Below are 23,651 nucleotides of genomic sequence, written 5' to 3' on the forward strand. Positions count from 1 at the left end.
TATGGACCAGCGGCTGCCATCCTCAAGCGACAACGATTATCATCTCAATTATGATAGCTGATTCTCGGCAGGACAACACCCGGCGCGCGTTCGACGACGCCGCCACCGACTTCACCGCCCTCGGGCGCCACCTGTGGGACCCCATCGGCGCCGCGACGGCGGCGGCCGCCCAACTCGGCCCGGGTGACCGGGTCATGGACGCGTGCTGCGGCGCGGGCGCCTCCGCAATCCCCGCCGCAGGCCTCGTCGGCGCGGACGGGGTGGTGGACGCGGTCGACCTGTCCGGCCCGATGGTTGGTGAGCTGCGACGGCTGTCCTCCGACCTACCCCAACTGCACGCCACCCAGGCGGACGTGACGACCTGGGACACGGCCGGCTACGACGCGGTCCTCTGCGCACTCGGCATATTCTTCTTCCCCGACATGACCGAGGGCACCCGGCACCTGATCTCCCGCACCCGGCCCGGCGGGCGCGTCGTGTTCACGATCTGGCGTGGGGACGCGATGGCCGCCGCAGGCCGTTGCCTCGGCCACGCGGTGGCGGCCGTCACCGACGCGGCCCCTCCACAGGAACGCGAACCCCATCTGTTCGACCGGATCAACAAGGCGGACACCTACCTGGCCTGGCTGACCGAACTGGGACTGACCGACGTGGACGTGGCCACCCACGAACTGCGGCTGCCCCTCACCCCGGACCTGGCGTGGCTGGTGATCACCGGCTCTGGCTACCGGGGCGCCCTCGGCAACCTCGAACCCGACGTCGTCGAGGACGTGCGCAAGCGCTACCTTGACTCGCTCCACGCCGAGGGGATCACCGAGTTCGACGGGACCACCCTGATCGGCATCGGCCTCTCCCCTCGGCACGCCAGGTAGTCCGGTGTGGATCCTGCCCAGACGCAGAACCCGAGCCACTCCGTCACCTTCCGGGTCAGCGGCACGCTGACCTCGGGGGATTACCGTGTCCGACCAGGCGACCCACACGTTCACTCCGCAGTCATGAGAGCGGTCGTGGGCCGCCGTTCGCGGCGGCCAACGACCCACATGGTCTACTCTCGACAGGAACCAGGTGCCGCACCACATGGAGTCCTGTTGAGCAGTGATCGTTCCCGGCCAGCCGTTCCCGGACAGCGGTCGACCCGGCAGCGTACCGCGGTCGCGGCCCTGCTCGAGGAGATCGCGGAGTTCCGTTCCGCCCAGGACCTGTTCGAGGAGCTGCGCAGCCGCGGCGAGGACGTCGGACTGACCACCGTCTACCGGACCCTCCAGTCGCTCGCCGACGCCGACGAGATCGACGTCCTGCGCTTCGACTCCGGCGAGGCCTACTACCGCCGCTGTTCCCGCGGCCATCACCACCATCTCGTGTGCCGCGACTGCGGGCGCACCGTCGAGGTCACCGGCCCGACGGTGGAGCGCTGGGCCGACAAGATCGCCGCCGAGCACGGCTTCACCGATGTGGGCCACTCGCTGGAGATCTTCGGCCGCTGCACCGCCTGCGCGGGCTGACCTTCCCCACTCGATCCGCGACCGCGACAGCGGCCGCGGATTCCGGCATGGACGCCATCCGCGCTTATCGCATATGGTAATCATTGTCGCGAAGGTCCCACCATAGATTGGCTGCCGAGTCGTGCGTTTCCTCCGTCACTCCCGGCGACGCTCCCCGGTCGCGTGGCTGGCCGTGTTGATCGCCATCACGGGATGCGCGGCGCCACCCGCGTTGACTGACCGGGACAACCGGCTGCAGGTGGTGACCACGACCGGTCTGTTGCGGGACCTGGTATCGCGGGTGGGCGGGGATCGGGTGAACGTGACGTCCCTGGTGCCCGACGGCGCCGACCCGCACTCCTACGAGCCGAGCCTGCGCGACGTGCGTGACGTCGTCTACGCCGACGTCGCCTTCAGCAACTACGTGATGCTCGAGGAACACAACGTCATCAAGACCCTCGACGCGAACCTTGACGTGGACGCGGCGAACGTCTCGCTGGCCGAGAGCGCGGTCAAGTACGCCGCCGAGATCATCCCGCTGGTCGAGGACGTCTCCCTGGACACGATCTGGCTGGGTCTGCGCGCCAGGGGCAACGGCGCCCGGTACGGGGCGAACCGCGCGTCGGACGTGGTACTGAGCATGACCGCGGCCCGGGGACCGGGTGCGGTCTTCGGTTACCTCACCGGTTCGTTCGGTGACACCGACGTCTACTTCGACTCGAGTGACGGGTTCGACGCCGGCGACGGGTACCGCGAGGACACCGCCACACTGCCAGCCGACGCGCACACCCACATGTCGTGGGTGTTCACCGAGCCCGGCACCTATGAACTGACCCTGTCCGCCCGCCTGCGGGTCGACCAACAGAGCCGTCCCATCCCACTGGGTGAATCGACGTTCACCGTCGCGGTCGGGGTACCGCCCGCCGAGTCCGGGGTGGACGGTGCCACCGTCCTGGACCGTGGGCACGCCGACCTCACCGTCGATCTGGAGCGTGAGGAGGTGTACGCGCTCTACGACCCGGAGGGTGGCGGCGAGGCGACTCAGGAGGTCGTCCCGGCGGACCGGGCGGTGATCGAGGTGCCGAACAAGGCGCTCGCCGAGGTCCCGACGGCGTCGCAGTTCGGGTTCCTCGGCCACGCTGGTGACCAGATCTACCAGCTGGCACAGGCTGTGCTGGGCAAGCACGTGCACGGTGAGATCGACCCACATCTGTGGCAGGACGTGCACAACGCGATGTCCTACGTGGAGGTCATCCGCGACACGCTGATCGAGCGGGATCCCGGGAGCGCCAAGGAATACCGACGCAACACGACCGCCTACCTCGAAGAACTTGAGGAGCTCGACACCTACGTGCGAGACCGGACCGCGCAGATCCCGGAGTCGCGGCGTTACCTCGTGACCACACACGACGCGTTCGCCTATCTCGCCCAGGCCTACGACATGACCGTGGCCGGGTTCGTCACTCCCAATCCGGCCACGGAACCTTCTCTGGCCGACCGCCGCAAGCTCACCGACACCATCCGCAACCTGCGCGTGCCCGCGGTGTTCCTCGAACCCAACCTCGCCGCACGCTCCTCAACCCTCACCGAGGTGGCCGCGGAACAGGGCATCCGGGTCTGCCCGATCTACGGCGACACCTTCGACGACACCGTCAACACCTATGTGGCGATGATGCGGTTCAACGCGGACTCACTGCGTGACTGCCTGCGCTGAAAGGACATCGATGAGACGCGCTCTCGCGCTGCCGGGCGCCGCACTGCTCGCGGCGCTGCTCGCACCCGCCGCCCTGGCACAACCACCCAGCGACGAGCTGGACCAGACCATCGGCGCCGACCAACCGGTGTCGACCGACCGCGCCGTGCTGTCACTGGGACACGTCGACATCGGCCCCCGGTACGTCGACGGCGTGTGGACGCTCATGGTGCATGATGACACGCGCGCCATCGTGGACCGGTCGGTGTGGCGCGAGCTCGACCAGACGGTGTTCCAGGTGTCGGACACCGCGGTACTGCCGGTGCCGGAGGACCCCTCCTACTCGTTCATCGGCGAACCCGGCACGAGCGTGTACGTGTTACCGCAGGTGCAGAACCCGGACGTGGTGTGGGTGGGGTGGAACACCCAGGATCCCGACGTGATGGACACGATCGAGGGCGGGGTCACACTCACCCTCACCAGCCTCGACGGGCCCGGCGAGTTGTTCGTGTACCTGCAGGCGGGCAACTTCGGCGCCGCCGACGTGCTCTGGGACTCGACGAAGAGCGAACGGCAGGACATCTGGGTGGAGGTCAACACCCACACCCACGCCAACTGGGTCTTCACCGAACCCGGCGTCTACCTCGCCCAGGTCGAGGCGACCGCCGACCTCGTCGACGGCAGCACCGTCAACGGCACCGCGGCCCTGCGATTCGCCGTCGGGAATGCCACCGATCCCGAAGGCGCCTTCGCCGCCAAGGAACACGCCGTCCCCTCAATCCCCGCGGGTGCGACCCGGGCAGGCGCTTCCAGTGACCCGGCCGAAGAAGCGAGCTCCGGCCCGGACGTGCTCACTCTGGCCCTGGCCGGGGTCGCGCTGATCCTCGCAGCCGGGATGGTCGTCGTCGTGGTTCGCGGCCGGGCCGCGAAACGTCACGCCGCCAGCAGGGACACACCATGAGCGCGCTGGGGGTACACGGCCTGACCGTGGACCTCGGCGGTCGAACGGTGCTGACCGACGTCGACCTGACGGTGGACAAGGGTGAGCTGGTCGGACTGGTCGGGCCGAACGGTGCGGGAAAAACCACCCTGCTGCGGACGCTGATGGGCTTGTTGCGTCCTCGTGCGGGACAGGTCGTGGTAGCGGACGGGCCGGTACGCCGGGGACGGGCGAAGCTCGGCTACGTGCCGCAACGTCACGAGTTCGCGTGGGACTTCCCCATTTCCGTGGAGAACGTCGTGATGACCGGACGCACCGGCATGCTCGGACTGTTCCGCAGGCCGGGCGTCACCGACTGGCGCGCCGTGGCCGAGGCCATCGACCGGGTACGGATGACCGACCTGCGCTCCCGCCCTGTCGGCGAGCTGTCCGGCGGGCAACGCCAGCGGGTCCTCCTCGCCCGCGCGCTGGCCCTCCAGCCGTCGGTGCTACTGCTCGACGAACCGTTCACCGGCCTGGACATGCCCACCCAGGACATGCTCTCCGATCTGCTGCGCTCCCTCGCCCGTGAGGCCCACGCCGTGCTGACCACCACCCACGACCTGCCCGGGGCACTGCACACCTGCGACCGGCTCGCGCTGCTCAACCGCACGGTGATCGCTGCGGGCACGCCCGACCAGCTCCGCGACGAGCAGTTGTGGATGGATACGTTCGGCATCGGCGAGCACAGCCCGCTGCTCAAGATCCTGAAGGCGACCTGATGTCCCCCATCGACTTTCTCCACGACCTGGTCAACCCCGACCTCGCGTTCCTGCCCAAAGCGCTGCTGGTCGCGATGATGTCGTCGATCGTGTGCGGCGTGGTCGGCTGCTACGTCGTGTTGCGCGGTATGGCCTTCATCGGCGACGCCGTCGCCCACGCCGTGTTCCCCGGTCTTGCCGTCGCCTTCGTGCTGTCGGGCAACCTGATCCTTGGTGGCACCCTCGCCGGAATCGCGACTGCCATCCTCGTCGCGGTGTTCTCCCAGAACCGCCGACTACGTGAGGACTCGGTCATCGGCATCTTCTTCGTTGCCGCGTTCGCGCTCGGCATCGTCGTCATCTCCCGGGCACCGGGCTACGCGGGGTCCCTGCAGCAGTTCCTGTTCGGCTCCCTCACCGGCATCCCCGACGAGGACCTCTACGTCGTCGGCGGCACCGGGATCCTCGTGCTGGGATTGGTCTTCGCGCTGCACAAGGAGTTCGTCGCGATCACCCTGGATCGTGAGATGGCCCGGGCACAAGGACTGCGAGTGTTCTGGCTCGACATCGTGCTCTACGTCCTGGTCACCCTCGCAGTGGTGATTTCCGTGCAGACCATCGGCAACATCCTCGTGTTGGCCCTGCTCGTAACCCCTGCGGCGACCGCGCGGCTGCTCACCGACCGGCTCGCGGTGATGATGCTCCTCGCGCCGGTCATCGGCGGCCTCTCCGCGCTGGTTGGCCTGTACGTGTCGTGGTCCTGGGACTTCCCCACCGGCGGCACGGTGGTACTCGTGCTCACCGTTGCCTTCCTCACCGTCTGGGTCCTCGCGCCCCGACACGGGCTGCTCGCCCGTCGCCTCCGGCCAGCGCCCGGAGGACCGGTGGAGAAGGCGGACAACACCGCCATGGCCGGCTGACCGAACCCACACGTCTGCCGGGCCCCATCGTCGCGGCAGTCCGGCAGGCGTGTGGGTCAGCCCTGCCGGGCCTTGAACCTCGGGTTCGCCTTGTTGATGACGTAGACCTTGCCCCGGCGACGCACGACCTGCGAGCCGGGTTTGTTCTTCAATGACTTCAACGACTTGCGCACCTTCATCGGCGGTCTCCCCCGATCAGCCCGCGGCGCGCGGCGTTCGCCGCGGAGGCGGGCACCGTGATTCGCCGTCCGTCCACAGTGGTCACCTCGACCAACTGTGTCGCGGTGGCACTTCCGAGCCACTGCGCGCGACGGCTCCTGGTGCGGCTGCGGGACTTGCGGCGTTTGGGAACGGCCATCAGGCGCCACCCCCTCGGGTGCGTCGCTGGCCGTAGCGGCGGTTGAACTTCTCCACCTGTCCCGCGCTGTCGAGCACGCGCTGTTTCCCGGTCCAGAACGGGTGCGAGTCGGCGGTGATGTCGACGACGATCAGCGGGTAGGTGTTCCCGTCGGACCACTTGGTGGTCACCGCCGAGGTGGCGGTGGAGCGGGTGAGGAACTCCTTGCCGGTCGCGCTGTCGCGGAACACCACCGGCCCGTAGGCGGGGTGGATTCCCGGTTTCATGCACTGTCCTTTCGATCGGTGACAGGTTCGGCGCGCCATTCCCCGAAGGGGTCGGGGTAGTGACGCCACGCGGACTCGCCCTCGGCGAGTTCGGCGTCGGTGAGCAGCGCGGCACGCAGCGCCGCGGTGATGTCGTCCGGATCGGCCTCGTAGGACAGGATCGCCAGTTCCTGGACGCGATCACCGAACCTCGGATGCCAGTCCAGCGCCGCCTTGGCCCTGCGCTGAGCGTCGACCTGATCCCAGGCCTCGTCGTCGGCGGTGGCGAGCCAGCCACCCGCGTGACCGACCCGTAGCCCGCCGCCCGCGGACTCCAGCCACAGCGCCACATCCGGCTGGCTCGCGAGCCAGGCCCGACCCCTGGTGTGCACGACTCCCTCCAGCAGGGCGTCGATCGCCTCGTACAGGCGGCCGGGGTGGAACGGGCGGCGGTCGGTGAACAGGGTGAGGGCCACTCCGTGTCGGAGCTCGAGCGGTGGGTCGCCGCGCAGCAGCGGTGCGTGTGCGTCCTCCACCACACCCCGGCGCGCCGAGGCGGGGATGCGCGACAGCAGGCCGAGCAGTTCGTCTCCCGTGCCGAGCGGAGCGCGAGGCACACCCGGCACGAGACGATCGAGCACGGCGGCCAGCCGCGCGCCGGCCCAGCCGTAGTCGGCCCGGCCGGTGACCAGGACGGCGTCGGCGAACGCGACCTGCGCGATGGCGACCTGAGCGAGCGTGCGGTCGTCGTCGGGGATGACGTCCAGACCACGGTCAGCCAGTTCCTCCATGCACGCCTCGCCGGTCGCGTCGGCGAGCCAGGTGCCCTCGTCGAGTACGGCAAGCACCGCCTCGATGTCCAGGACGTCAGTGACGGCAACCTCCCCGACCGCGACCGTGCCGAGTGCCCAGCACACCGACTCGGGTTCCACCGCCGGGTCCAGGAGCAGCACGATCCGCCGTGTCCCCGGCCGCCCGGCGAGCCGCACGAGCAGCGGGAGCACGTCCTCGCGCAGTGTGCAGGACACACACCCGTGATCCAGCTCCAGGATCTCCGTCGACTCCTCCGAGGTCGTGCGCACCCGCCTGCGCACAGTGCCCTCACCGAGCCCGCGCAGGTCGTGATGCACCACCACGCCTCCGGGACCGGCGCGCAGCAACCGGTCACCGACCAACTCGGTCGCTCGCCGGTCCAGACCCGGCACCACCACAAGACGGACGCGCTCGCCGTCACTCACTACGATCTACTCCCCGCAATCGACAACGGTTGTCGTTTTCTGTACGACACAGTACAGTCTCCCGGGTCTAGTTGAAAACCAATCTCATTAACCGGGAGTCGATCGTATGTCGGCCGTGTGCCAGGTGACGGGACGCAAACCGTCGTTCGGCAAACAGGTCTCGCGTTCCCACCGGCGCACCTCGCGCCGTTGGAACCCGAACCTGCAGTACAAGCGTTACTGGTTGCCCAGCGAGAACCGGTGGGTCCGACTGCGACTCTCCGTCAAGGGCATGAAGACCATCGACAAGCGCGGCATCGAGTCCGTGACTGCCGAGATTCGGGCACGGGGAGAACAGATCTGATGGCCGCAACGACATCCGCCCGATCATCAAGATGCGGTCGACAGCCGGGACCGGCTACACCTACGTCACCCGCAAGAACCGCCGCAACGACCCGGACAGGCTCGTGCTGCGCAAGTTCGACCCGATAGCACGCAGGCACGTCGAGTTCCGGGAGGATCGGTAGTGGCGAAGACATCGAAGATCGCCAAGAACGACCAGCGCAAGGAGATCGTGGCCCGATACGCGCAGCGGCGCGCGGAGCTCAAGGAGATCATCCGCTCGCCGAAGTCCACCGAGGAGCAGCGGGCCGCCGCCGGCGTGGAGCTGCGGCGCCAGCCCCGTGACGCCAGCGCCACGCGCATCCGCAACCGTGATGCCGTTGACGGCCGCCCACGCGCCTACAACCGCGCGTTCGGCCTGTCACGCATTCGGCTCCGCGAGATGGCCCACCGCGGCGAGCTGCCCGGCGTCAACAAGTCGAGCTGGTGAGGACCGTGCCGAAACCACAGCGCGGCGCGCCACGCCGCAAGCAGAACATGCTCCTACGTGAGGGCATCACCACAGTGGACTGGAAGGACACCGCGCTGCTGCGGAAGTTCATCTCCGACCGCGGCAAGATCCGCGCCCGCCGCGTCACGGGGCTCACGCCCCAGCAGCAGAAGCAGGTCGCGACCGCCATCAAGAACGCGCGGGAGATGGCGCTGCTCCCCTATCCCGGCCGCGCCCGGAGCTGAGCTGCCTGCCGGTCCCGTCGATTCTCGTCACCGCTGCGGTCAGCGACGGCCGGTGACGAGCATCGACGGGTCAGCGCGTGGACAGTCGGCTCATCGAGGACGTACCCGCGGATTCTCCGGCGTCGAGCAACGCAACCACGCCCTCAATGTCCTTCTCGGGCCTACCGGCGTCGTGTCCGTGTGACTCGGCCGAGGTGTGGAAGTCACGCCGCACCGCCCTTCCAGGAACACCCGGGCACGGGGATCGACGGAGCCGGGGAGGTCCGACCGGGGGCAGGCCAGCCGACTGTCCCGCAGCGTAGTTCCGCCGCCGCCTTGACCAAGCGTTCCAGCCGGGAGTGCCCTGCCAGGAAGGTCTGTCTCCCGGTGAGCGAGACGAGCCCGCCGCCCGCGCCGGTACCCGCGTCGAGCACCTGGCGCCCTCGGCGATGCCGGGGGCCGCGTAGTCACGGTTGCTCCGCAGGTACACGGCGAGCGCGGCGAAGTCGTGGACCGGGATCACGCCGACCGGCCACGGCGGCGGACCAGCACCATCAGTGCGGCTCCCCCGGCGAGCAGCAGCACGCCGCTCGGCACGAGGTAGCCGAGGGCGCCCGCGCCGGTGTAGGCGAGGTCGTCGTTGTTGCCCTGGGGACCGGGGTCGTCGTCATCGCCGGTCGGCGCGGGCGCGGACGGGGTGGAGGTGTCGGTGTTTCCGCCGCCACCACCGGTGCACGTGCCCCCGAGGGCACCCGACGCGTTCACGTCGCCGACGGCGAACGTGTAGGTGTCGGTGTCGGTCTGCGTCTCACCGGAGGTGAGAGTGGCGGTCACGGTGAAGGTGAGACGGTAGATGCCCTCAGCCGCGAACCCCCAGTTGGCATGGGCGTGCGTACCGAGCGGGACCTCGAGCGTGTCGGGGAGCCCGTCGGCGACGTTGAAGACGATCACCGGGCTCAGCTCGGTGAGGAACACGGCGACATGGCCCGGACCGACCACTTCGGTCAGTCGCCAGGTGACGTTCCCGTCGACGGTGGAGGCGTTCAGTTCCTCGGTGTTCCACCCGGCCCACACGACCCCTGGGACCTGCGTCTGCGGAATCAGCCACACCGGATCGCCTGGTGTGCCGAGGAACGCGTAGTCGGGGTTGTCGGGCACGGTGTTCTTCGCGCCGGGGACCACGTGCAGCACGACCTTGTCCGGGTCGCGCCACACGACCTTGTCCGGGCCCGCGGTGCCGTCCTTGACCTGGGTGGTGAGCGTGCCGTCGAGCACGCGTGGCGCGACGGCGTCGACGTGCCCGTCGTCGAGCACCACGCAGTCCCGCGCCGGGGTGCTCGTGGTGGTGGTCGGGTCACCGGCTGTGGTGGTGGTCGTTGTGGCCGTGGTGGTTGTGGTGGTCGTGGTCGTTGTGGTCGTGGTGGTGGTGGGCGGTTCAGAGCCCTCACCGGGTTCGACGGTCGTGGGGTCGAGGTCGCCGATCGCGAACGTGTAGGTCTCGGTGTCGGACAGCGGCCTCCCGGTGACTGAGGTCGCGGTGACGGTGAACCGCATCCGGTACACACCCTGCGCGTCGAATGTCCAGTTCGCGTGGGCATGCGTACCGAGGGTGAGGTCATAGCTCTGTGGCAGCGGCTGGTGGGTGTCGAACACCCGGGGCAGCGGCTCACCGAACGAGCCGTTCTGGAAGATCGTCATGGCGCCGGGAGCGGCCGAGCCCTGTTCATCACCGCCGATCGCTTCCAGGGTCCAGCGCACCGAGGACGGATCCACCTGGGCGGCGGTCAGCTCCTCGGTGTTCCAGCCAGCCCAGACGACGCCCTCCACCTGCTGCTGCGGAATGATCCACAGGTCCGCGCCCGAATCGCCGAGGAAGGCGTACGCGGGATCGTCGGGCACCTGGATGACCGACTCGGGTTTGACGTGCGTGACCACCGTGTCCGGCTCCCGGTACACGGCCGCGTCCGGCTGGCTGCCGTCCTTGTACTTCACCTGTAACGCACCGTCGACGATGCGTGGCGCGACCGCGTCCACGTGGCCGTTGTCGACGACCACCCTGTCCTGTGCGGTCGCGGGCACGACGACGGCCAGCGGTAACGCGACGGCGGCGGCGAGCACACCGAGAGCGGCGACACCGCGGGTCGCCCTCATCGGATGCCCGCCTTCCTGCGCCGGCCGACGAACAGGACACCGCCGCCGAGCACGAGAAGCGCGACGCCCCCCGCGGCGAGCGGCAGCACGCCGGTGGCACCGGTGTAGGCGAGGTCGCCGTCACCACCGCCGCTGTTTCCACCGCCGTTCTCGCCGCCGTTCTCGCCGCCGGAGTCGTCACCGCCCCCGGGTGATCCCCCACCCCGGGCAGCGGAGTCCACCGCGAACGTGTAGACCTCCGTGTCGGCGACCGTCTGGCCGTTCGCCAGCTTCGCGGTCGCGTCGAAGGTCAGCCGGTAGGTGCCCTTCTTCGCGAAGCCCCAGTTGGCGTGCGCATGGGTACCCAACGGGACCGAGTGGGTGTCGGGCAGCCCGTCGGTGCTGTTGAAGATCACCGTGCTGTCGCCGAAGGACCCGGTGGTGAAGATACCGAACGCGCCCGGTCCGTCCACCTTGGTCAGCCGCCACGTGACCGCACCGCTGACCTGTGCGGCGCTCAGTGCCTCGGTGGACCAACCCGTCCAGAGGACACCCGGCTGCTGTTGCTGGGGCAAGAGGTAGATCTCATCACCCTCGTCGCCGAGGAACGCGAGAGCCGGGTCGTCAGGCAGGGTCGTCCTGATGTCCGCCTTTGACTGGAACAGCACGTCGCGGGGTTCCCGCCACCGGACCTGACCGCCGGACCGGCCGACCGTGGTGCCGTCCTTGACCTGGATCTGCAGCTTCCCGTCCACTACTCGAGGTGCCACCGCGTCCACGTGTCCCTCGGTCAGCACGACCCGGCCCGGAGTGGTCGGCTGCGCCTGCGCCGTGAGCGGTGCCGCGAGCAGCGGCTCGGCGGCCCGCCGCCCGACGGGCGGCGCCACGAACTCCTCCGGCTCCTCCGGCATCTCCGGCGTGGTCATCTCCGGCGGATCGGTCATGCCATCGCGCACGGCGACCGTGTAGTGCTCCTTGGTCGTCACCGGCTCACCGGTTAGCAGATGCCCCTCGACCATGACGGCCAGCGTGTACCGGCCGGGCGCGGGGAAGGTCCACGTGGTCGCGCCCCGCGCCCTCGCGGGCAGACGCACCGGCTCGGCCTCGACCTCGGCGGGACCGTCCACCGCGCGCATCCGCAACGTCACGGCGTCACCGAACACGGTGCCCGCGTCGACGCCCGTGGTGTCCCAGCCGACCTCGACCCCGTCCTCGCGCACCTCGGTGGTGTAGACCAGCGCCGCGGGGTCGTGTTCCTCACCGTGCATGTTGTCGGCGCGCAGGTCGATTGTGGTGCCGTCGACAGAGATCGCCGCGACGTCGACCCGCTCGGCGTCGAGGGGATGCTCGAGCGGAGCCGGCGCCGCGGCGCCCTGAGCGGCGGCGACCGGAGCCGTCGCCGCCAGCATCACCACCGCGGCGACGGACGCCGCGACACGGACCGATGTGGTCAGGTTCAAGACTGTCCCCTCAAGTTCACACACATTGCTGTCCCTCGACCCGTCACACCTTAGAGTTAACGGTTGTCGTTTTCAATAGCGATCGGGAACCACGGGAGAGAGGAATCACCCGATGCGGGAACACCCGTCCGAGCCGGTACTCGACCATGTCGTCCTCGCCGCGCGCCGACACGAGGACATCGACGAACAGCTCGCCGAGCTGGGACTCACGGCGGGCAGCGGCCGCGTCATCCCTGGCGCCGGGCTGTCGAACGTGGTGGTGGCCATCGGGTCACAGCTGCTGGAGATCCACTATCCCGACGGCAGCCCGGTCGCCGAGGGCGCGCCACCCTACGCCAGCCTGCAGCGGAAGGCTCTGGCGGCGAATCCGGGCACCACGCTGGCCCCAGTGGCTTGGGTGGTCCGTTACGGGACCGAGGACGCGCTGCGCGCGGCGAGCGAACGGGCCGGCTACCCGGTGGTTGCTGTACCAGCTGAACCGCCCAACAACGCGCCCTACCTGATGGGGGCGTTCGGGGCCGCGTTCGACCGGCCATGGCTGCCGATGTTCATCCACTGGACGAACGCGCCACACATGCCCCCGACGTTGGCCGACGACCACGGCAGGAAACCGAACGCGGGGTGGCTCGGACTGGACGTGTCCGCACCGGACGACGCGATCCTCGGCTGGTGCGGCGGAGAACCGGCCGGCGTCCGGGTCGAATCCGGGAACGCCGGCCCGCTTCGGGTGTGGCTGCACCGCGATGGTGCGGAACCGAAGGCGATCGGCCTGCCACCGACGATCCGGTGACCCGGCGGCGCCGGTGAGGGACCGTGGCGATCGTCAGTGGTCGTCGTAGTGGCCGTCGTAGTGGCCGTCGTGCGCGGCGTGCCGGTGACCGTCGTGGACGTGGTCGACGCTCGGCACGATCTACGGCCTCGCAGGCGTGTGCGCCGGCCCGCTCCTCGGCGCCGTCCTCAACTCGCCGCTCGGCGGCAACGCACTCCACGGCGGCATCGTGCTGCTCGTCCTCGCGGCGGGAACAGCGCTCCCGCTGTTCCCTCTCGCATTCCTGTGGGCTCACCTGCCGGTCGTACGACGTCTCGAGCAATTGTCCACATTTGTGGATCAGGTTGTGTCGGATGAGTGTTAGGCGGGCTCGATGAGCTTGAACGCAGTTCGTCAAGCCGAGCGGGCGGCAAGGCTGTTCCAGTACCCGGCGCTGATGAGGGTGACCCTGGTGAGAGGGCCGGACCCGTCAGGGCTGAGGACCTGTGACGGGGTGAGCTCCTTGGGGCCGGTGGTGCCGATGCCGAGCATACCGTCGAAGTTGGCGCCCCAGCTCAGCATGGTGCCGACCGCCGTTCGGGCAAGCGTGAACTGGTTGCCGGCGGCAACCGCAGTGATGCCAGTGAGCGGCTGGGCGCCACAGTCCGTCGCACCAACCGCACAGACCGGGCCAGGAAGATGGCGGTCGTTGGTGGTGCCGTCGCCGAGTTCCCCGTTGCCGTTGAACCCCCACATCAGTGGAATGCCGTTGGCACGCACCGCGATGACGTGGGAACCGGTGTGTGCCGCAGCGATCGATGTGACACCGGTGAGCGGGTTGGCCGCGCAGTCGGTCGCGCCGGGGGCGCAGACCGGGCCTGGGATGGGTCGCCCAGTCGTGGTGCCGTCGCCCAGCTGTCCGCTGCCGTTGAACCCCCAGGAGAGCACGGTCCCGTTCGACCGAAGTGCCAGGCTGAACGACGCGCCGGCGGCCACGGCAACGACATCCGTCACAGCGACCCGGACCGGGGTTTTCTGGACCCACGCACCACTTCCGTCGCCCAGCTCGCCGGAGCCGTTGTCGCCCCAGCTCACGACCGAACCGTTGGCGAGCACCGCGAGGCTGTGCAGGGGCCCCGCACCGATCGCGCGCACACCTCGCAGCGGGTTGGCCGCACAGTCGGTCGCGCCAACGGCACACACCGGAGCCGGGATGGCCCGGTGCGTGCTGGTGCTGGTGCCGTCACCCAGCTGTCCGAAACTGTTGCTTCCCCAGGACAGCACCGTCCCGTTGGCCAGCAACGCCAGGGCGTGCCGTTCACCCCCGGCGAGCGCCTTGACTCCGGTCAGCGGGTTCGCGACGCAGTCGGTCGCGCCGACCGCACACACCCGCACGGGTACGTAACGGGTGGTCGTGGTGCCGTCGCCCAGTGCGCCTCGTTCATTGGAGCCCCAGGCAGCGACCGTGCCGTCGGACAGCAGGGCGAAGCTGGAGGACCGCGCGCTGACCAACGCTTTGACTCCGGTCAGCGGGTTGGCGGTGCAGTCAGTGGCCCCGACCGCGCAGGTCCGAGACGGTAGCGAACGGTTGACCCAGGTGTTGTCCCCGGCTTGGCCGGCCAGGTTGCGACCCCAACCGAAGGTCTCCGAGCCGACCGCGTTCGCCGGCACCGCCAGCACCACCATGGCCACCGCCGAGGCGACGGCGATTCCCAACATCCTGCGCACGTGGAGTCCCCTGTGTACATGTGACAGCGGACCCCGCACAGAATTGTACGGGAGCGGGTCACGTCCGGGGCAGAAGGGGCTGCTGCTCGACGCAGCCACACCCGGCAGGACTTGCTGACCACATCCCCCGTGAGAGCTACACCAGTTGTCCGTTTTGAGGGGACGTGCCGGGCCCCCGGTCCTCGTTAGCTTCTGCGCCGTCGAGGGGCGAACGGACGCCCTGCGGAACAACGGAAGGCGAGCAATCATGGGCAGGACAAATGGTGCGGGGGCACTGGCGCTGCGCCGGGTCGCCATGGCGGTGGCGGCCTCGGCGCTGGTCGCCGGGGTGACCGCGTGCGATGCCGCCTACGAGGAGGAGAACGCGGCGGCGAACGGGACCGCCACGAAGTCCGCGCTGGCCTGGGGTGACTGCCCGCCCACGGCACCGGGTGTGACCAGGGACCCGCGGCTGACCTGTACGGCGGTCGAGGTGCCGCTGAACCACACGGACCCGGACGGTAGGAAGATCGACGTGGTGGTGTCCAAACTGGCCGCCACCGGCGACCGGCGCGGGGTGCTGGTGGTGAACCCCGGTGGGCCCGCCCTGCCGGGTCTCGACACTCCCGGCCAGTGGGCCGCCGAGCTTCCGGAGTCCGTCGTGGACAGCTACGACCTGGTCGGCTTCGACCCGCGCGGGGTCGGGCACAGCACGCCACAGAGTTGCGGGCTCGAGGTGACCGACCCGGCCGGGCTCTTCCCCTACCCCGCGGCCGATGGCTCGATCGACGCCAACGTCGCGGTCGCCCGGGCGACGGCCGGGCAGTGCGCCGACACGATCGGCGACGACCTGCGGTACTTCACCACCGCCAACACCGCCCGCGACCTGGACCTGATCCGCGAAGAACTTGGCGAGGAGAAGATCTCCTACTGGGGCCAGTCGTACGGCACCTACCTTGGCGCCGTGTACAGCACGCTCCACCCAGACCGGACCGACCGCATCGTGCTGGAGGGCAACGTCGACCCGGGCAACGTCTGGGCCGGGGAGGCGGCGCGCTGGAGCAAGGGCCTGGCCGACCGTTTCCCGGACGCGGCGAAGGTCGCCGCGGCCCAGGGAGTTCTCGGGAGCACCCCGGACGAGGTCGCCGACGCCTACCTCGCGCTCGCGGAACGGCTCGACCGTGAGCCCGCGCCGGTGCCGGGCACGCAGGTGTCCCTGAACGGCGCGATGCTGCGCAACGTCACCTACGCCCTGCTGCTCGACAACGAGACGCTGCCCGTGCTCGCGCAGGTCTGGAAGACCGCCACGAACATCGTCGACGGCACGCTCACCGCGGCCGACGCCGATGTCATCAAGCAGGTCTTCGCCGGGGCGCCGGCCGTGCCGGGCGTGCCCGCGGACAACCAGGCGACCATGTTCCTCGCGCTGACATGCGGCGACGCCACGTGGTCCCACGACGTCGCCGACTATGCGGCCCGGGTCAGGCAGGATCGCGAGGAGTGGCCGCTCACCGCGGGCATGCCGAGGAACATCTGGCCGTGCGCGTTCTGGCCGGAGCCGGTCGAGGACCCGGTCACCGCGAACGACGAGGGCCCGCACAACGTCATGGTCCTGCAGAACCATCGCGACCACGCCACCTCATGGGAGTCCGGGGTCGCGCTGCGGGAGGCGCTCGGCGACCGCGCTACGCTCGTCGGGGTCGACAACGGCGGCCACTACGTCTTCGGCGCGGGTTCGGCGTGCGCGGACGAGGCGACCGTCGAGTTCCTGACTGGCGGCGACCTGCCCGGCGACGACATCGAGTGCACCGACGTCACGTGATGACATGACGAGGCTCGCCAGGATCAGCAGGCATCCCCTCGAGGTGGCTGGCCGCCGGGGTCACAAGGGTCGGCTGGTGTCGGCCGGGCCGGTGTTCGGGCACACCGCTGACGGGCTGTTCGTCACGGAGATGTCCGGGCCCGCTGTCCTCACGGGCGGCGGATTCGGGCTGGAGGCCTCGTTGGTGCCGGCCCTCATCAGCTTCGCGTTGACGGTACCCGTACTCGTTCTGACCAGGCGACATGGTATCGCGACGCACCGCTAGGCTGCGGGCCGTGTTCGTGACCGCGACCCGGCCGCTGCGCGTCACCGTTGACCGGTGGCGCGCACTGCCGGCGTCCGCACAGGACATCGCGCTCGCGGTCCTGCTGGCGGTGCTCGCGTTTGTACCGTTCTTCGCGGACATCGGGGCGCAGGTCAACGACGCGCCACGGCGGGAGACCGACGCCATCGCCGTGGCACTGGGGCTCATCCAGTGTCTTCCGCTCGCGGTGCGTCGCGGACAACCCGCGCTGTGTCTCGGGGTGATCGCCGCCGGTTTCGCCGTGCACCAGGCGCTCGCGTATCCGCTGACGTTCGGCAGCGTCGGGCTGTACCTCGCGATCTACGCGGTCGGCGCGCACCAGACCAGGCACCGCCGCGGACTCGCGACCGCGCTGACGCTCAGCTACCTGGGTTTCGCGGTCTTGTTGCGTGCCTGGGGATCGCCGAACGAGCCGATGGACTTCGCCACGTTCTTCATCGTGCTGGTGGTGATCTGGCTCGCGGGGACAGTGGTACGCCGGTGGCGTGACGAGGAGGCGGAGCGACGGCGGCTGTCGGCCGAGATCGCCACCGCCGGTGAGCGGGCCAGAATCGCCAGGGAGTTGCACGACGTGGTGACCCACCACGTGACCGCGATGGTCGTGCAGTCCGACGCCACCCAGTTCCTGCTGGACAGCCGGCCGGACCGGGCGCGTGACGGCATGGCGGCGATCAGTGAGACCGGGCGGCAGGCGCTGACCGAGCTGAGGCACCTGCTCGGCGTGCTGGAAGCGACCGGCGACTCCGCACCCGCCACGCGCACCCCCGCGCTGGGTAGGGTCACCGACCTTGCCGAGCAGGCACGGCTGTCCGGCCAGCCGGTGACAGTCACCGAGCACGGCACCCCGCTGCGGCGCGCGGTGGACGTGGAGCTGGCCGCGTACCGGGTGGTGCAGGAGGCGCTGACGAACGCGGTGAAGTACGCGACCGGCAACCCGACGGCGGTCGCCCTGCATCACCACGCCGACCGCGTGGAGATCGAGGTGACCACCAGTGGTGCCGCGGTCACAGCGACGACGGTCGTGCCGTCGGGCGGGCGCGGCTTGCACGGTCTGGGTGAACGGGTGCGGATGCTCGACGGCGACCTCGTCGCCGGCGACCTGCCGGACGGCGGGTTCCGGGTGCACGCACGGATTCCGGGGCGGGGTGAGGGATGAACGACGGCCCAATCACGGTGCTGGTCTGCGAGGACCAGCCACTGGTCCGCGCGGGATACTCGACGATCTTCTCGGCACAGCCCGACATGACGGTGGTCGGTGAGGCCGAGGACGGCCGCGCCGCGGTCGAGGCCGCCAAGCGCCTGCACCCGGACGTCGCGGTGATGGACATCCGCATGCCTGTGGTGGATGGCATCGAGGCCACCCGGCAGCTGGCGGGACCGGGTGTGACGGCGCCGGTGAAGGTCCTGGTGGTGACTACGTTCAACGTGGACGAGTACGTGTACGAGGCCCTGAAGGCCGGGGCGAGCGGGTTCCTGCTCAAGGACTCCCAGCCCGCCGAGCTGGTGCGCGGCGTCCGCACGATCGCGAAGGGCGAGTCCCTGCTGGCCCCGGCCGTGACCAGGACGTTGATCGGCCGCTACGCGGCACACCTGCGCCCCACTGCGACGGGCGGCGCCGAACGTGCGGCAGTGGAACGCACCCTCACCCCGCGCGAGCTGGAGGTTCTGCGCACGCTGGCGGCCGGCCTGTCGAACGCCGAGATCGCGGCAACCCTGTTCATCACCACGGAGACCGTGAAGACCTACGTGTCCCGCATCCTCACGAAGCTCGACCTCCGCGACCGCGTGCAGGCGGTCGTCCTCGCCTACCGCGTCGGCCTCGCCGAACCGGCCTGACCCGGCATGTCGCGCACGGGCTCACTGCCCGAGCAGCGGCCACGAGACCGTTCCGGCTCCTTGGGGCGATGTTTGGACACGCCGACCGGTACTTCCCCTTGAACGTCGATACCCCTGGGCGACCGGTGACGCCGTGGTGACGTCCTGGCCGCGGCACCGTGACGCGCGGCTGCGACCCTCGTGCCACCAGCACATCCGGGGTGATCAGCGCCGCATGCCGCAACCTGTCAAGATCCGTACGTCGCGCCCGGCGAAGGCGGTGTCGCCCGCGCCGGACGTCGCGGCGCTCGCCGACGTGCGCGGCCCGCAGGGCGGTACGGCGATGGAGTCCGGTCCGGCCGCTGTGGTGGCGGCACGCGCGCGGGCGGGCAACGCGGCGGTGACGGCCGCGATGGGTGGCCTGCCGCGCGGTGCGAAGCCCGACGCGTCCGGGTGGGCCGGGCAGATGCTGCTGGCCGGGCAGAATCTGGTCGGCAACCAGGCCGTCGCGGCCCAGGCCACCGCGCCGCCGGAGCAGCGGCAGCAACCAGCGAAGCAGCGGCAGCAACCGGCGAAGCAGCAGAAGCCGAAGCCCGTGCGGAAGGCCAAGGCGCCACCCGCGCCGGCGCCCGGCAAGAAGGACACGGGTCAGGTCTCGGCACGCGGCGACAAGGAGACGAAGGAGGAGGCGGCCGGCGCTCGGTCGCCGGGCGAGGACCCGAAGTTCCAGGCGTTGAAGAAGGACGTCGGCGCCAAGAAACGCCGCATCGGCACGAGCCACCCGCCCGCGGCGACGGAGGCGGACGCGGCGCAGGGCGCGGCGGCGGCGCCCGACGACGACCAGGAGGCCCGTGGCAAGGCGGCCCACGCCGAGGACATGGACGCCGCGCAGCCGAAGGAGTTCGACAAGGCGTCGTTCATCGCCGCGGTGGAGAAGGCGATCAAGGACCGGGCCCCGAAGAACCTCGACGAGGCCGACAACTTCGGCGACTCGGGCAAGGCGGAGGAGGTCAAGACCGAGGTCCAGGGCAAGGTCGGCGAGGGCAAGGACGCCGCGGCCTGCGAGATCGCGGACACCACCGCCGCGACGCCGCAGCCGGCGCCGGATGCCAAGGCGGTCGTGCCGCTGGCGGCCGACAAGGTGCCGGGTAAGCCGGGTGTCCCGAACCCGAACCAGGCCGCGCCCGACGTGCTGCCACCGTCGGCGACGGACATGTCGGCGGGCCCGAAGAAGGTCAACGACCAGATGGCGGCCGCGGGCGTCACCGAGGAGCAGCTGTCGTTCACGAAGTCGAAGGAGAAGTCCTTCGACAAGGCCGTGGGCGACAAGAAGGAGATGGAGGCCCACTCGAAGGCCGCGCCCAAGCAGCTGCGTGCCGGTGAATCCCGCGAACTGAAGAAGGTCAAGGGCGCCGCCGCGCAGAACGGCACGGCGGCGATGGGCGGCATGCACGCCACCCGCGTGAACTGCGGCAGGCAGGTCACCACGGGCAAGGAGGGCACGAAGGGCCGCGACGAGGACAAACGCGCCCAGGTCACCGCGCTGCTGCAGAAAGTCTTCGACGACACCAAGAGCGACGTCGAGAAGACCCTGGCCGACCTGGACAAGAAGGTCGACGACCAGTTCACCAAGGGGGAGAAACGGGCACGGGACCGGTTCACCGACGAGCACACCCGCGGCATGGACGAGTACAAGGACCGCCGGTACTCGGGGCTTACCGGCAAAGCCCGGTGGGTCAAGGACCTGTTCGCGGACCTGCCGGAGGAGGCCAACCGGATCTACGAACGCGCCCGCGACAACTACCTGACCGCGATGCGCCAGGTCATATCCGACGTCGCCGACATTGTCGTCGGTGAGCTGAAGAAGGCCAAGGACCGCATCGCCAAGGGCCGCAAGGAGCTCAAGGACGCGCTCGACAGACTCCCCAAGGACCTCAAGGCCATCGGCAAGGAGGCGGCCGCCGACTTCGAGGGCCAGTTCGACTCACTGCAGGACTCGGTCAACGACAAGGGCACCCAGCTCGTCGACGCGCTGGCCACCAGGTACACGGACGCGGTCAAGGCGGTCGACGAGGAGATCGCGGCGGAGAAGGAGAAGAACAAGGGCCTGGTCTCCAAGGCCGCGGCCGCGATCGGCGGCGTCATCAACACGATCAAGGAACTGGGCCGCCTGCTGATGGGCGTGCTCCGCAAGGCCGCCTCGGCGGTCGGCCTGATCCTGCGCGACCCGATCGGCTTCCTCGGCAGGCTCGTCTCCGGCGTCGGCGGCGGCCTGCGGCTGTTCATGAAGGACGCTGGCCGCTACCTGCAGCAGGGTGTGCTGGCCTGGCTGCTGGGCTCGGGCGTCGGCGGTGGCCTCCAACTGCCCGCCACGTTCGACATCCTCGGCATCCTGGTGATGATCGCCGGGCTGCTGGGCCTGAACTGGCCCACGATCCGCGCTCGCCTGTCCCGCAAGGTCTCCCCGAAGACCATGGCCGCGGCGGAGACCGGCAAGGACGCCATCCCGATCGTCGTCGAGGTAAAGAAACGCGGCGTGGCGGGCATGTGGACGGACCTGAGGTCGCGGGTCGGCGACCTGAAGAAGGACCTGATCGGCAAGCTGGTCCAGTACCTGTTGCCAACGATCATCATCGCGGGGGTCACCTGGATCGTGTCGTTGTTCAACCCGGCCTCGGCGTTCATCCGCGCCTGCAAGATGATCATCGACATCGTCCGCTTCATCGTGACGCAGGCACGCCAGATCATCGAGTTCGTCAACGCGGTCCTGGACGCGGTGATCGCCATCGCCCGCGGCGCCGCGAACGTCGCGGGACTCGTCGTCCGGGCCCTCGCCCGCTCGATCCCGGTGCTGATCGGCGCACTGGCCGCGCTCCTCGGCATCGGCGGCATCGGCGGCCGGGTCAAGCAGATCTTCCACCAGATCGCACGACCAGTGAAGCGCGCCATCGACTGGGTCATCGACAAGATCGGTGGCCTGCTGAAGAAACTGGGCGTCAAGCTCAAGCCCAAGGTCAAGCCGAAGAAGAAGCGCCCGGACAAGCCGCGCCGTCCCGCCCGGGACCGGACACGCAGGCGGCGCCGCCGCGACGACGACCGGCGCGGGCCCAGGAAGAGGCGCCCGGACCGCCGCAGGGACCGCCGCCGCGACAAGCGCGACGCGCGCGACAAGAAAAAGAAGAAGCGCTCCCTGGACGCCGCGCTGCGCGAGGCCACCCGCCTGCTGAAGGACAACGAGGCGACGCCGGAGAGCATCAAGCGCAAGCTTCCCGCCATCAAACGGCGGCACAAGCTCAGGTCGATCCAGCTCAAGAAAATCGGCAAGGACTCCTACGCGATCCGGCTCTCCATCAACCCGGAGGCGCAGACCCGGCCGGAGGAGCTGTTCCCCTACGAGATCGCCAGGGCCAAGGGCGAGTTCACCATCAGCAGGCGCGAAGGCGCCTTCGAACAGCTCAGCCCGCACCACATCCCGATGGAAGGGCTCGACCGCCGGACCGGCTTCGTCATCACCATCGCGGCCATCCCCGACGAGGTGACCAAGAAGCCGGACATCGCCACGCGGTACCTCACCGCGGGCTGGGAGGGCGGCGCCAAGGACATCGCGGCGGCACGGACCGCGGTCGTCATCGGTGTCAACGGGCTCGAACACCTGGACCCGGCGAAGGGCAAGAAAGAGATCAGCACTGCCGTCGGGGACGTGAAGAAGACGCCCGAGCTCCTCCTGGCCGTGTTCGGGTTCATCTGGACACCGAGGTGGGTCAAACGCGGCACGCAGGACACGGTCCCCTTCTCCGAGGTCCGCTCGGCCTACAACGACCTCCAGGACGCGGACCTGCGGAAGTTCGCCGAGAACAACGAGAAGGGCCTGCGGGACAAGAAGGCGCTGCCGTACGGCCTCTTCCGCCAGGAGGTGCTCAACTCGTCCTACACCGACCAGGCGGTGAGCGTGCTCAAGGACATGAACGACGCGGTGTACGTCGTGGGTCAGGACGCCGACACCGGGGTCGCGGCCAAGAACGCGATGGGTGTGCTCGCCGCGTACAAGAAGGTGCTCGACGAGATGGCAGAGGACCCGCTGCTCGTCGTCGGCGGCTACCACTTCGCCGGGTACCAGTGGGCCGGCCGGGGAGCCAAGCGCAAGGAGCAGCTGACCGTCCAGTTCAACGAGATCGACCGGGCCGCCCGGATCGCGATCAACGAGAAGTACCCGCAGATGCTCTACCCGACCGAACCCAACATGCTGATCAAGGCGTTCGAGAACCGCGCGGGCCGCCTCCGCGGCATCTTCCAGGACACCAGGGCCAGGGCGCTGATGGCGGCACAGGGCGAGATCTACGGCATCGGCGCCGCCGAGGGCCGCTTCCTGCGCAACAAGCTGATGGAGGTCTTCGGTCCCGACTTCACGATCGTCTTCGTGCCGGAGGTGAGCACCGTGACGAGCCCGGCACCCGGCGACGTCGCGCGCCGCCTGGAACAGACCCCAGCCCACGTCCGCGCCGCACAACGGGGCAAGGAGCTCACCCCCGACGCCTCGGGCAAACCCGAGGAGACCGGCACTATCCGCCGCGCACACAGCGCCTACGCGATGATCATGCAGTCGCAGACCATGCTCAGCGCCGTGAACCTCGCCAGGGAGTTCACCATGGCCACACCGGGACTGGCCGGGCTGACCAGGAGCGGGCAGGAGAAGTTCAGAGGCGACCTCCAGGACAAGATCTTCACCCACGTCGAGGACGTCGTGCTGCTGATGGCGGACAAGCCGAAGCTGACCGCGAGCAGCCCGGAGATCCAGGCCCAGCTGGGCAAGCTCCGCGACGCCGTCGCCACTCTCGCCGACGGACTGCCCGCGCGCGGACGGGAGGCCGCGCAGGAGGCCCTCGCCAAGGCCGACGAGTTGGCCAAGGGCATCATCAACGCCATGACGGTCGATGAGCTCAAGAGCGTCTGGCGCCCGCTGAGCAGTCTGCTGAAGACGATCGACCGCGAACGGCGCAGGCGCGAAAGAGGGTAGC

22 protein-coding genes are annotated in these 23,651 nt (G+C 69.5%); 15 read left to right on the forward strand and 7 right to left on the reverse strand.

Going from position 1 to position 23,651, the window contains the following annotated elements:
- Positions 1 to 50: 50 nt before the first annotated feature.
- From BLA60_RS15345 to BLA60_RS15370, 6 genes are all read left to right on the forward strand, one after another.
- Complete coding sequence (locus BLA60_RS15345) at positions 51 to 872, forward strand: class I SAM-dependent methyltransferase (protein ID WP_075133544.1); 822 nt, start codon at positions 51 to 53, stop codon at positions 870 to 872.
- A gap of 216 nt (positions 873 to 1,088) precedes the next feature.
- Positions 1,089 to 1,502, forward strand: coding sequence for a Fur family transcriptional regulator (locus BLA60_RS15350; protein WP_425427061.1), 414 nt, complete (start codon positions 1,089 to 1,091; stop codon positions 1,500 to 1,502).
- Positions 1,503 to 1,623: 121 nt separating this feature from the next.
- Positions 1,624 to 3,195, forward strand: coding sequence for an anchored repeat ABC transporter, substrate-binding protein (locus BLA60_RS15355; protein WP_075133545.1), 1,572 nt, complete (start codon positions 1,624 to 1,626; stop codon positions 3,193 to 3,195).
- A 10-nt stretch (positions 3,196 to 3,205) separates the two neighbouring features.
- Entirely contained in the window at positions 3,206 to 4,135 is a 930-nt protein-coding gene (locus BLA60_RS15360; protein WP_075133546.1) for a choice-of-anchor M domain-containing protein, read from the forward strand.
- Positions 4,132 to 4,875 (forward strand): anchored repeat-type ABC transporter ATP-binding subunit, encoded by a 744-nt coding sequence (locus BLA60_RS15365; RefSeq protein WP_075133547.1) that lies wholly within the window; start codon positions 4,132 to 4,134, stop codon positions 4,873 to 4,875. The genes BLA60_RS15360 and BLA60_RS15365 overlap by 4 nt, the downstream gene beginning before the upstream one ends.
- Positions 4,875 to 5,774 carry an anchored repeat-type ABC transporter permease subunit gene (locus BLA60_RS15370; protein ID WP_075133548.1) on the forward strand — a complete coding sequence of 300 codons (900 nt, stop codon included), beginning with the start codon at positions 4,875 to 4,877 and terminating at the stop codon, positions 5,772 to 5,774. Before BLA60_RS15365 ends, BLA60_RS15370 begins: the two co-directional genes overlap by 1 nt.
- 56 nt (positions 5,775 to 5,830) lie before the next feature.
- Here the strand turns inward: BLA60_RS15370 and ykgO are convergent, their stop codons facing one another.
- The 4 genes from ykgO to mrf are packed head-to-tail and all read right to left on the reverse strand — an operon-like array spanning position 5,831 to position 7,615.
- Positions 5,831 to 5,953 carry a type B 50S ribosomal protein L36 gene (gene ykgO / locus BLA60_RS15375; RefSeq protein ID WP_075133549.1) on the reverse strand — a complete coding sequence of 41 codons (123 nt, stop codon included), beginning with the start codon at positions 5,951 to 5,953 and terminating at the stop codon, positions 5,831 to 5,833.
- On the reverse strand, positions 5,950 to 6,132 hold the full coding sequence (rpmF, locus tag BLA60_RS15380; protein ID WP_075133550.1) for a 50S ribosomal protein L32: 183 nt from the start codon (positions 6,130 to 6,132) through the stop codon (positions 5,950 to 5,952). The genes ykgO and rpmF overlap by 4 nt, the downstream gene beginning before the upstream one ends.
- Positions 6,132 to 6,398, reverse strand: coding sequence for a type B 50S ribosomal protein L31 (locus tag BLA60_RS15385; RefSeq protein ID WP_075133551.1), 267 nt, complete (start codon positions 6,396 to 6,398; stop codon positions 6,132 to 6,134). The genes rpmF and BLA60_RS15385 overlap by 1 nt, the downstream gene beginning before the upstream one ends.
- Positions 6,395 to 7,615: a ribosome hibernation factor-recruiting GTPase MRF gene (mrf, locus tag BLA60_RS15390; protein WP_075133552.1), complete on the reverse strand. Its 1,221-nt coding sequence runs from the start codon at positions 7,613 to 7,615 to the stop codon at positions 6,395 to 6,397. Before mrf ends, BLA60_RS15385 begins: the two co-directional genes overlap by 4 nt.
- A 106-nt stretch (positions 7,616 to 7,721) precedes the next feature.
- Here mrf and rpmB point away from each other — a divergent pair, with 106 nt between their 5' ends.
- From rpmB to rpsR, 4 genes are read left to right on the forward strand one after another with little or no spacing between them, the layout of a single operon-like run.
- Positions 7,722 to 7,958: a 50S ribosomal protein L28 gene (rpmB, locus tag BLA60_RS15395; protein WP_075133553.1), complete on the forward strand. Its 237-nt coding sequence runs from the start codon at positions 7,722 to 7,724 to the stop codon at positions 7,956 to 7,958.
- On the forward strand, positions 7,924 to 8,121 hold the full coding sequence (gene rpmG, locus BLA60_RS15400) for a 50S ribosomal protein L33 (protein WP_342744746.1): 198 nt from the start codon (positions 7,924 to 7,926) through the stop codon (positions 8,119 to 8,121). Before rpmB ends, rpmG begins: the two co-directional genes overlap by 35 nt.
- Positions 8,121 to 8,426, forward strand: a complete 306-nt coding sequence (gene rpsN, locus BLA60_RS15405) for a 30S ribosomal protein S14 (protein ID WP_075133555.1) — start codon at positions 8,121 to 8,123, stop codon at positions 8,424 to 8,426. Before rpmG ends, rpsN begins: the two co-directional genes overlap by 1 nt.
- Positions 8,423 to 8,671 (forward strand): 30S ribosomal protein S18, encoded by a 249-nt coding sequence (rpsR, locus tag BLA60_RS15410; protein WP_154814369.1) that lies wholly within the window; start codon positions 8,423 to 8,425, stop codon positions 8,669 to 8,671. The genes rpsN and rpsR overlap by 4 nt, the downstream gene beginning before the upstream one ends.
- Before the next feature lie 498 nt (positions 8,672 to 9,169).
- Here the strand turns inward: rpsR and BLA60_RS15415 are convergent, their stop codons facing one another.
- Positions 9,170 to 10,801: a choice-of-anchor M domain-containing protein gene (locus tag BLA60_RS15415; RefSeq protein ID WP_075133556.1), complete on the reverse strand. Its 1,632-nt coding sequence runs from the start codon at positions 10,799 to 10,801 to the stop codon at positions 9,170 to 9,172.
- The gene (locus BLA60_RS15420) at positions 10,798 to 12,240 is read right to left on the reverse strand and encodes a choice-of-anchor M domain-containing protein (RefSeq protein WP_075133557.1); all 1,443 of its coding nucleotides are present in this window, start codon (positions 12,238 to 12,240) and stop codon (positions 10,798 to 10,800) included. The genes BLA60_RS15415 and BLA60_RS15420 overlap by 4 nt, the downstream gene beginning before the upstream one ends.
- Positions 12,241 to 12,352: 112 nt before the next feature.
- On the opposite strand from BLA60_RS15420, the gene BLA60_RS15425 reads away from it, so the two are divergent.
- The gene (locus BLA60_RS15425) at positions 12,353 to 13,030 is read left to right on the forward strand and encodes a VOC family protein (protein ID WP_075133558.1); all 678 of its coding nucleotides are present in this window, start codon (positions 12,353 to 12,355) and stop codon (positions 13,028 to 13,030) included.
- Between the two features lie 372 nt (positions 13,031 to 13,402).
- Here the strand turns inward: BLA60_RS15425 and BLA60_RS15435 are convergent, their stop codons facing one another.
- Positions 13,403 to 14,707 (reverse strand): RCC1-like domain-containing protein, encoded by a 1,305-nt coding sequence (locus BLA60_RS15435; RefSeq protein ID WP_075133560.1) that lies wholly within the window; start codon positions 14,705 to 14,707, stop codon positions 13,403 to 13,405.
- A gap of 256 nt (positions 14,708 to 14,963) precedes the next feature.
- On the opposite strand from BLA60_RS15435, the gene BLA60_RS15440 reads away from it, so the two are divergent.
- The 4 genes from BLA60_RS15440 (at position 14,964) to BLA60_RS15460 (ending at position 23,650) form a co-directional block, all read left to right on the forward strand.
- Positions 14,964 to 16,517: an alpha/beta hydrolase gene (locus BLA60_RS15440; protein ID WP_075133561.1), complete on the forward strand. Its 1,554-nt coding sequence runs from the start codon at positions 14,964 to 14,966 to the stop codon at positions 16,515 to 16,517.
- Between the two features lie 275 nt (positions 16,518 to 16,792).
- Positions 16,793 to 17,977: a sensor histidine kinase gene (locus BLA60_RS15450; protein ID WP_245812000.1), complete on the forward strand. Its 1,185-nt coding sequence runs from the start codon at positions 16,793 to 16,795 to the stop codon at positions 17,975 to 17,977.
- A complete protein-coding gene (locus BLA60_RS15455; RefSeq protein ID WP_075133564.1) occupies positions 17,974 to 18,657 on the forward strand; it encodes a response regulator in 684 nt (227 codons plus the stop codon). Before BLA60_RS15450 ends, BLA60_RS15455 begins: the two co-directional genes overlap by 4 nt.
- 214 nt (positions 18,658 to 18,871) lie before the next feature.
- The gene (locus BLA60_RS15460) at positions 18,872 to 23,650 is read left to right on the forward strand and encodes a hypothetical protein (RefSeq protein ID WP_075133565.1); all 4,779 of its coding nucleotides are present in this window, start codon (positions 18,872 to 18,874) and stop codon (positions 23,648 to 23,650) included.
- The last annotated feature ends 1 nt before the right edge of the window (position 23,651 follow it).

This window comes from Actinophytocola xinjiangensis (assembly GCF_001921215.1).
Lineage (GTDB): Bacteria > Actinomycetota > Actinomycetes > Mycobacteriales > Pseudonocardiaceae > Actinophytocola > Actinophytocola xinjiangensis.

Excerpts from the sequence above, each read along its gene's own strand:
- BLA60_RS15370 (WP_075133548.1), top strand. The coding sequence starts at position 4,875 with ATGTCCCCCATCGACTTTCTCCACGACCTGGTCAACCCCGACCTCGCG.
- BLA60_RS15365 (WP_075133547.1), top strand. The coding sequence starts at position 4,132 with ATGAGCGCGCTGGGGGTACACGGCCTGACCGTGGACCTCGGCGGTCGA.
- BLA60_RS15345 (WP_075133544.1), top strand. The coding sequence starts at position 51 with ATGATAGCTGATTCTCGGCAGGACAACACCCGGCGCGCGTTCGACGAC.
- BLA60_RS15385 (WP_075133551.1), bottom strand. The coding sequence starts at position 6,398 with ATGAAACCGGGAATCCACCCCGCCTACGGGCCGGTGGTGTTCCGCGAC.
- BLA60_RS15440 (WP_075133561.1), top strand. The coding sequence starts at position 14,964 with ATGGGCAGGACAAATGGTGCGGGGGCACTGGCGCTGCGCCGGGTCGCC.
- BLA60_RS15435 (WP_075133560.1), bottom strand. The coding sequence starts at position 14,707 with ATGTTGGGAATCGCCGTCGCCTCGGCGGTGGCCATGGTGGTGCTGGCG.
- BLA60_RS15360 (WP_075133546.1), top strand. The coding sequence starts at position 3,206 with ATGAGACGCGCTCTCGCGCTGCCGGGCGCCGCACTGCTCGCGGCGCTG.
- rpmB (WP_075133553.1), top strand. The coding sequence starts at position 7,722 with ATGTCGGCCGTGTGCCAGGTGACGGGACGCAAACCGTCGTTCGGCAAA.
- BLA60_RS15460 (WP_075133565.1), top strand. The coding sequence starts at position 18,872 with ATGCCGCAACCTGTCAAGATCCGTACGTCGCGCCCGGCGAAGGCGGTG.
- rpmF (WP_075133550.1), bottom strand. The coding sequence starts at position 6,132 with ATGGCCGTTCCCAAACGCCGCAAGTCCCGCAGCCGCACCAGGAGCCGT.
- BLA60_RS15425 (WP_075133558.1), top strand. The coding sequence starts at position 12,353 with ATGCGGGAACACCCGTCCGAGCCGGTACTCGACCATGTCGTCCTCGCC.
- BLA60_RS15415 (WP_075133556.1), bottom strand. The coding sequence starts at position 10,801 with ATGAGGGCGACCCGCGGTGTCGCCGCTCTCGGTGTGCTCGCCGCCGCC.
- BLA60_RS15455 (WP_075133564.1), top strand. The coding sequence starts at position 17,974 with ATGAACGACGGCCCAATCACGGTGCTGGTCTGCGAGGACCAGCCACTG.
- ykgO (WP_075133549.1), bottom strand. The coding sequence starts at position 5,953 with ATGAAGGTGCGCAAGTCGTTGAAGTCATTGAAGAACAAACCCGGCTCG.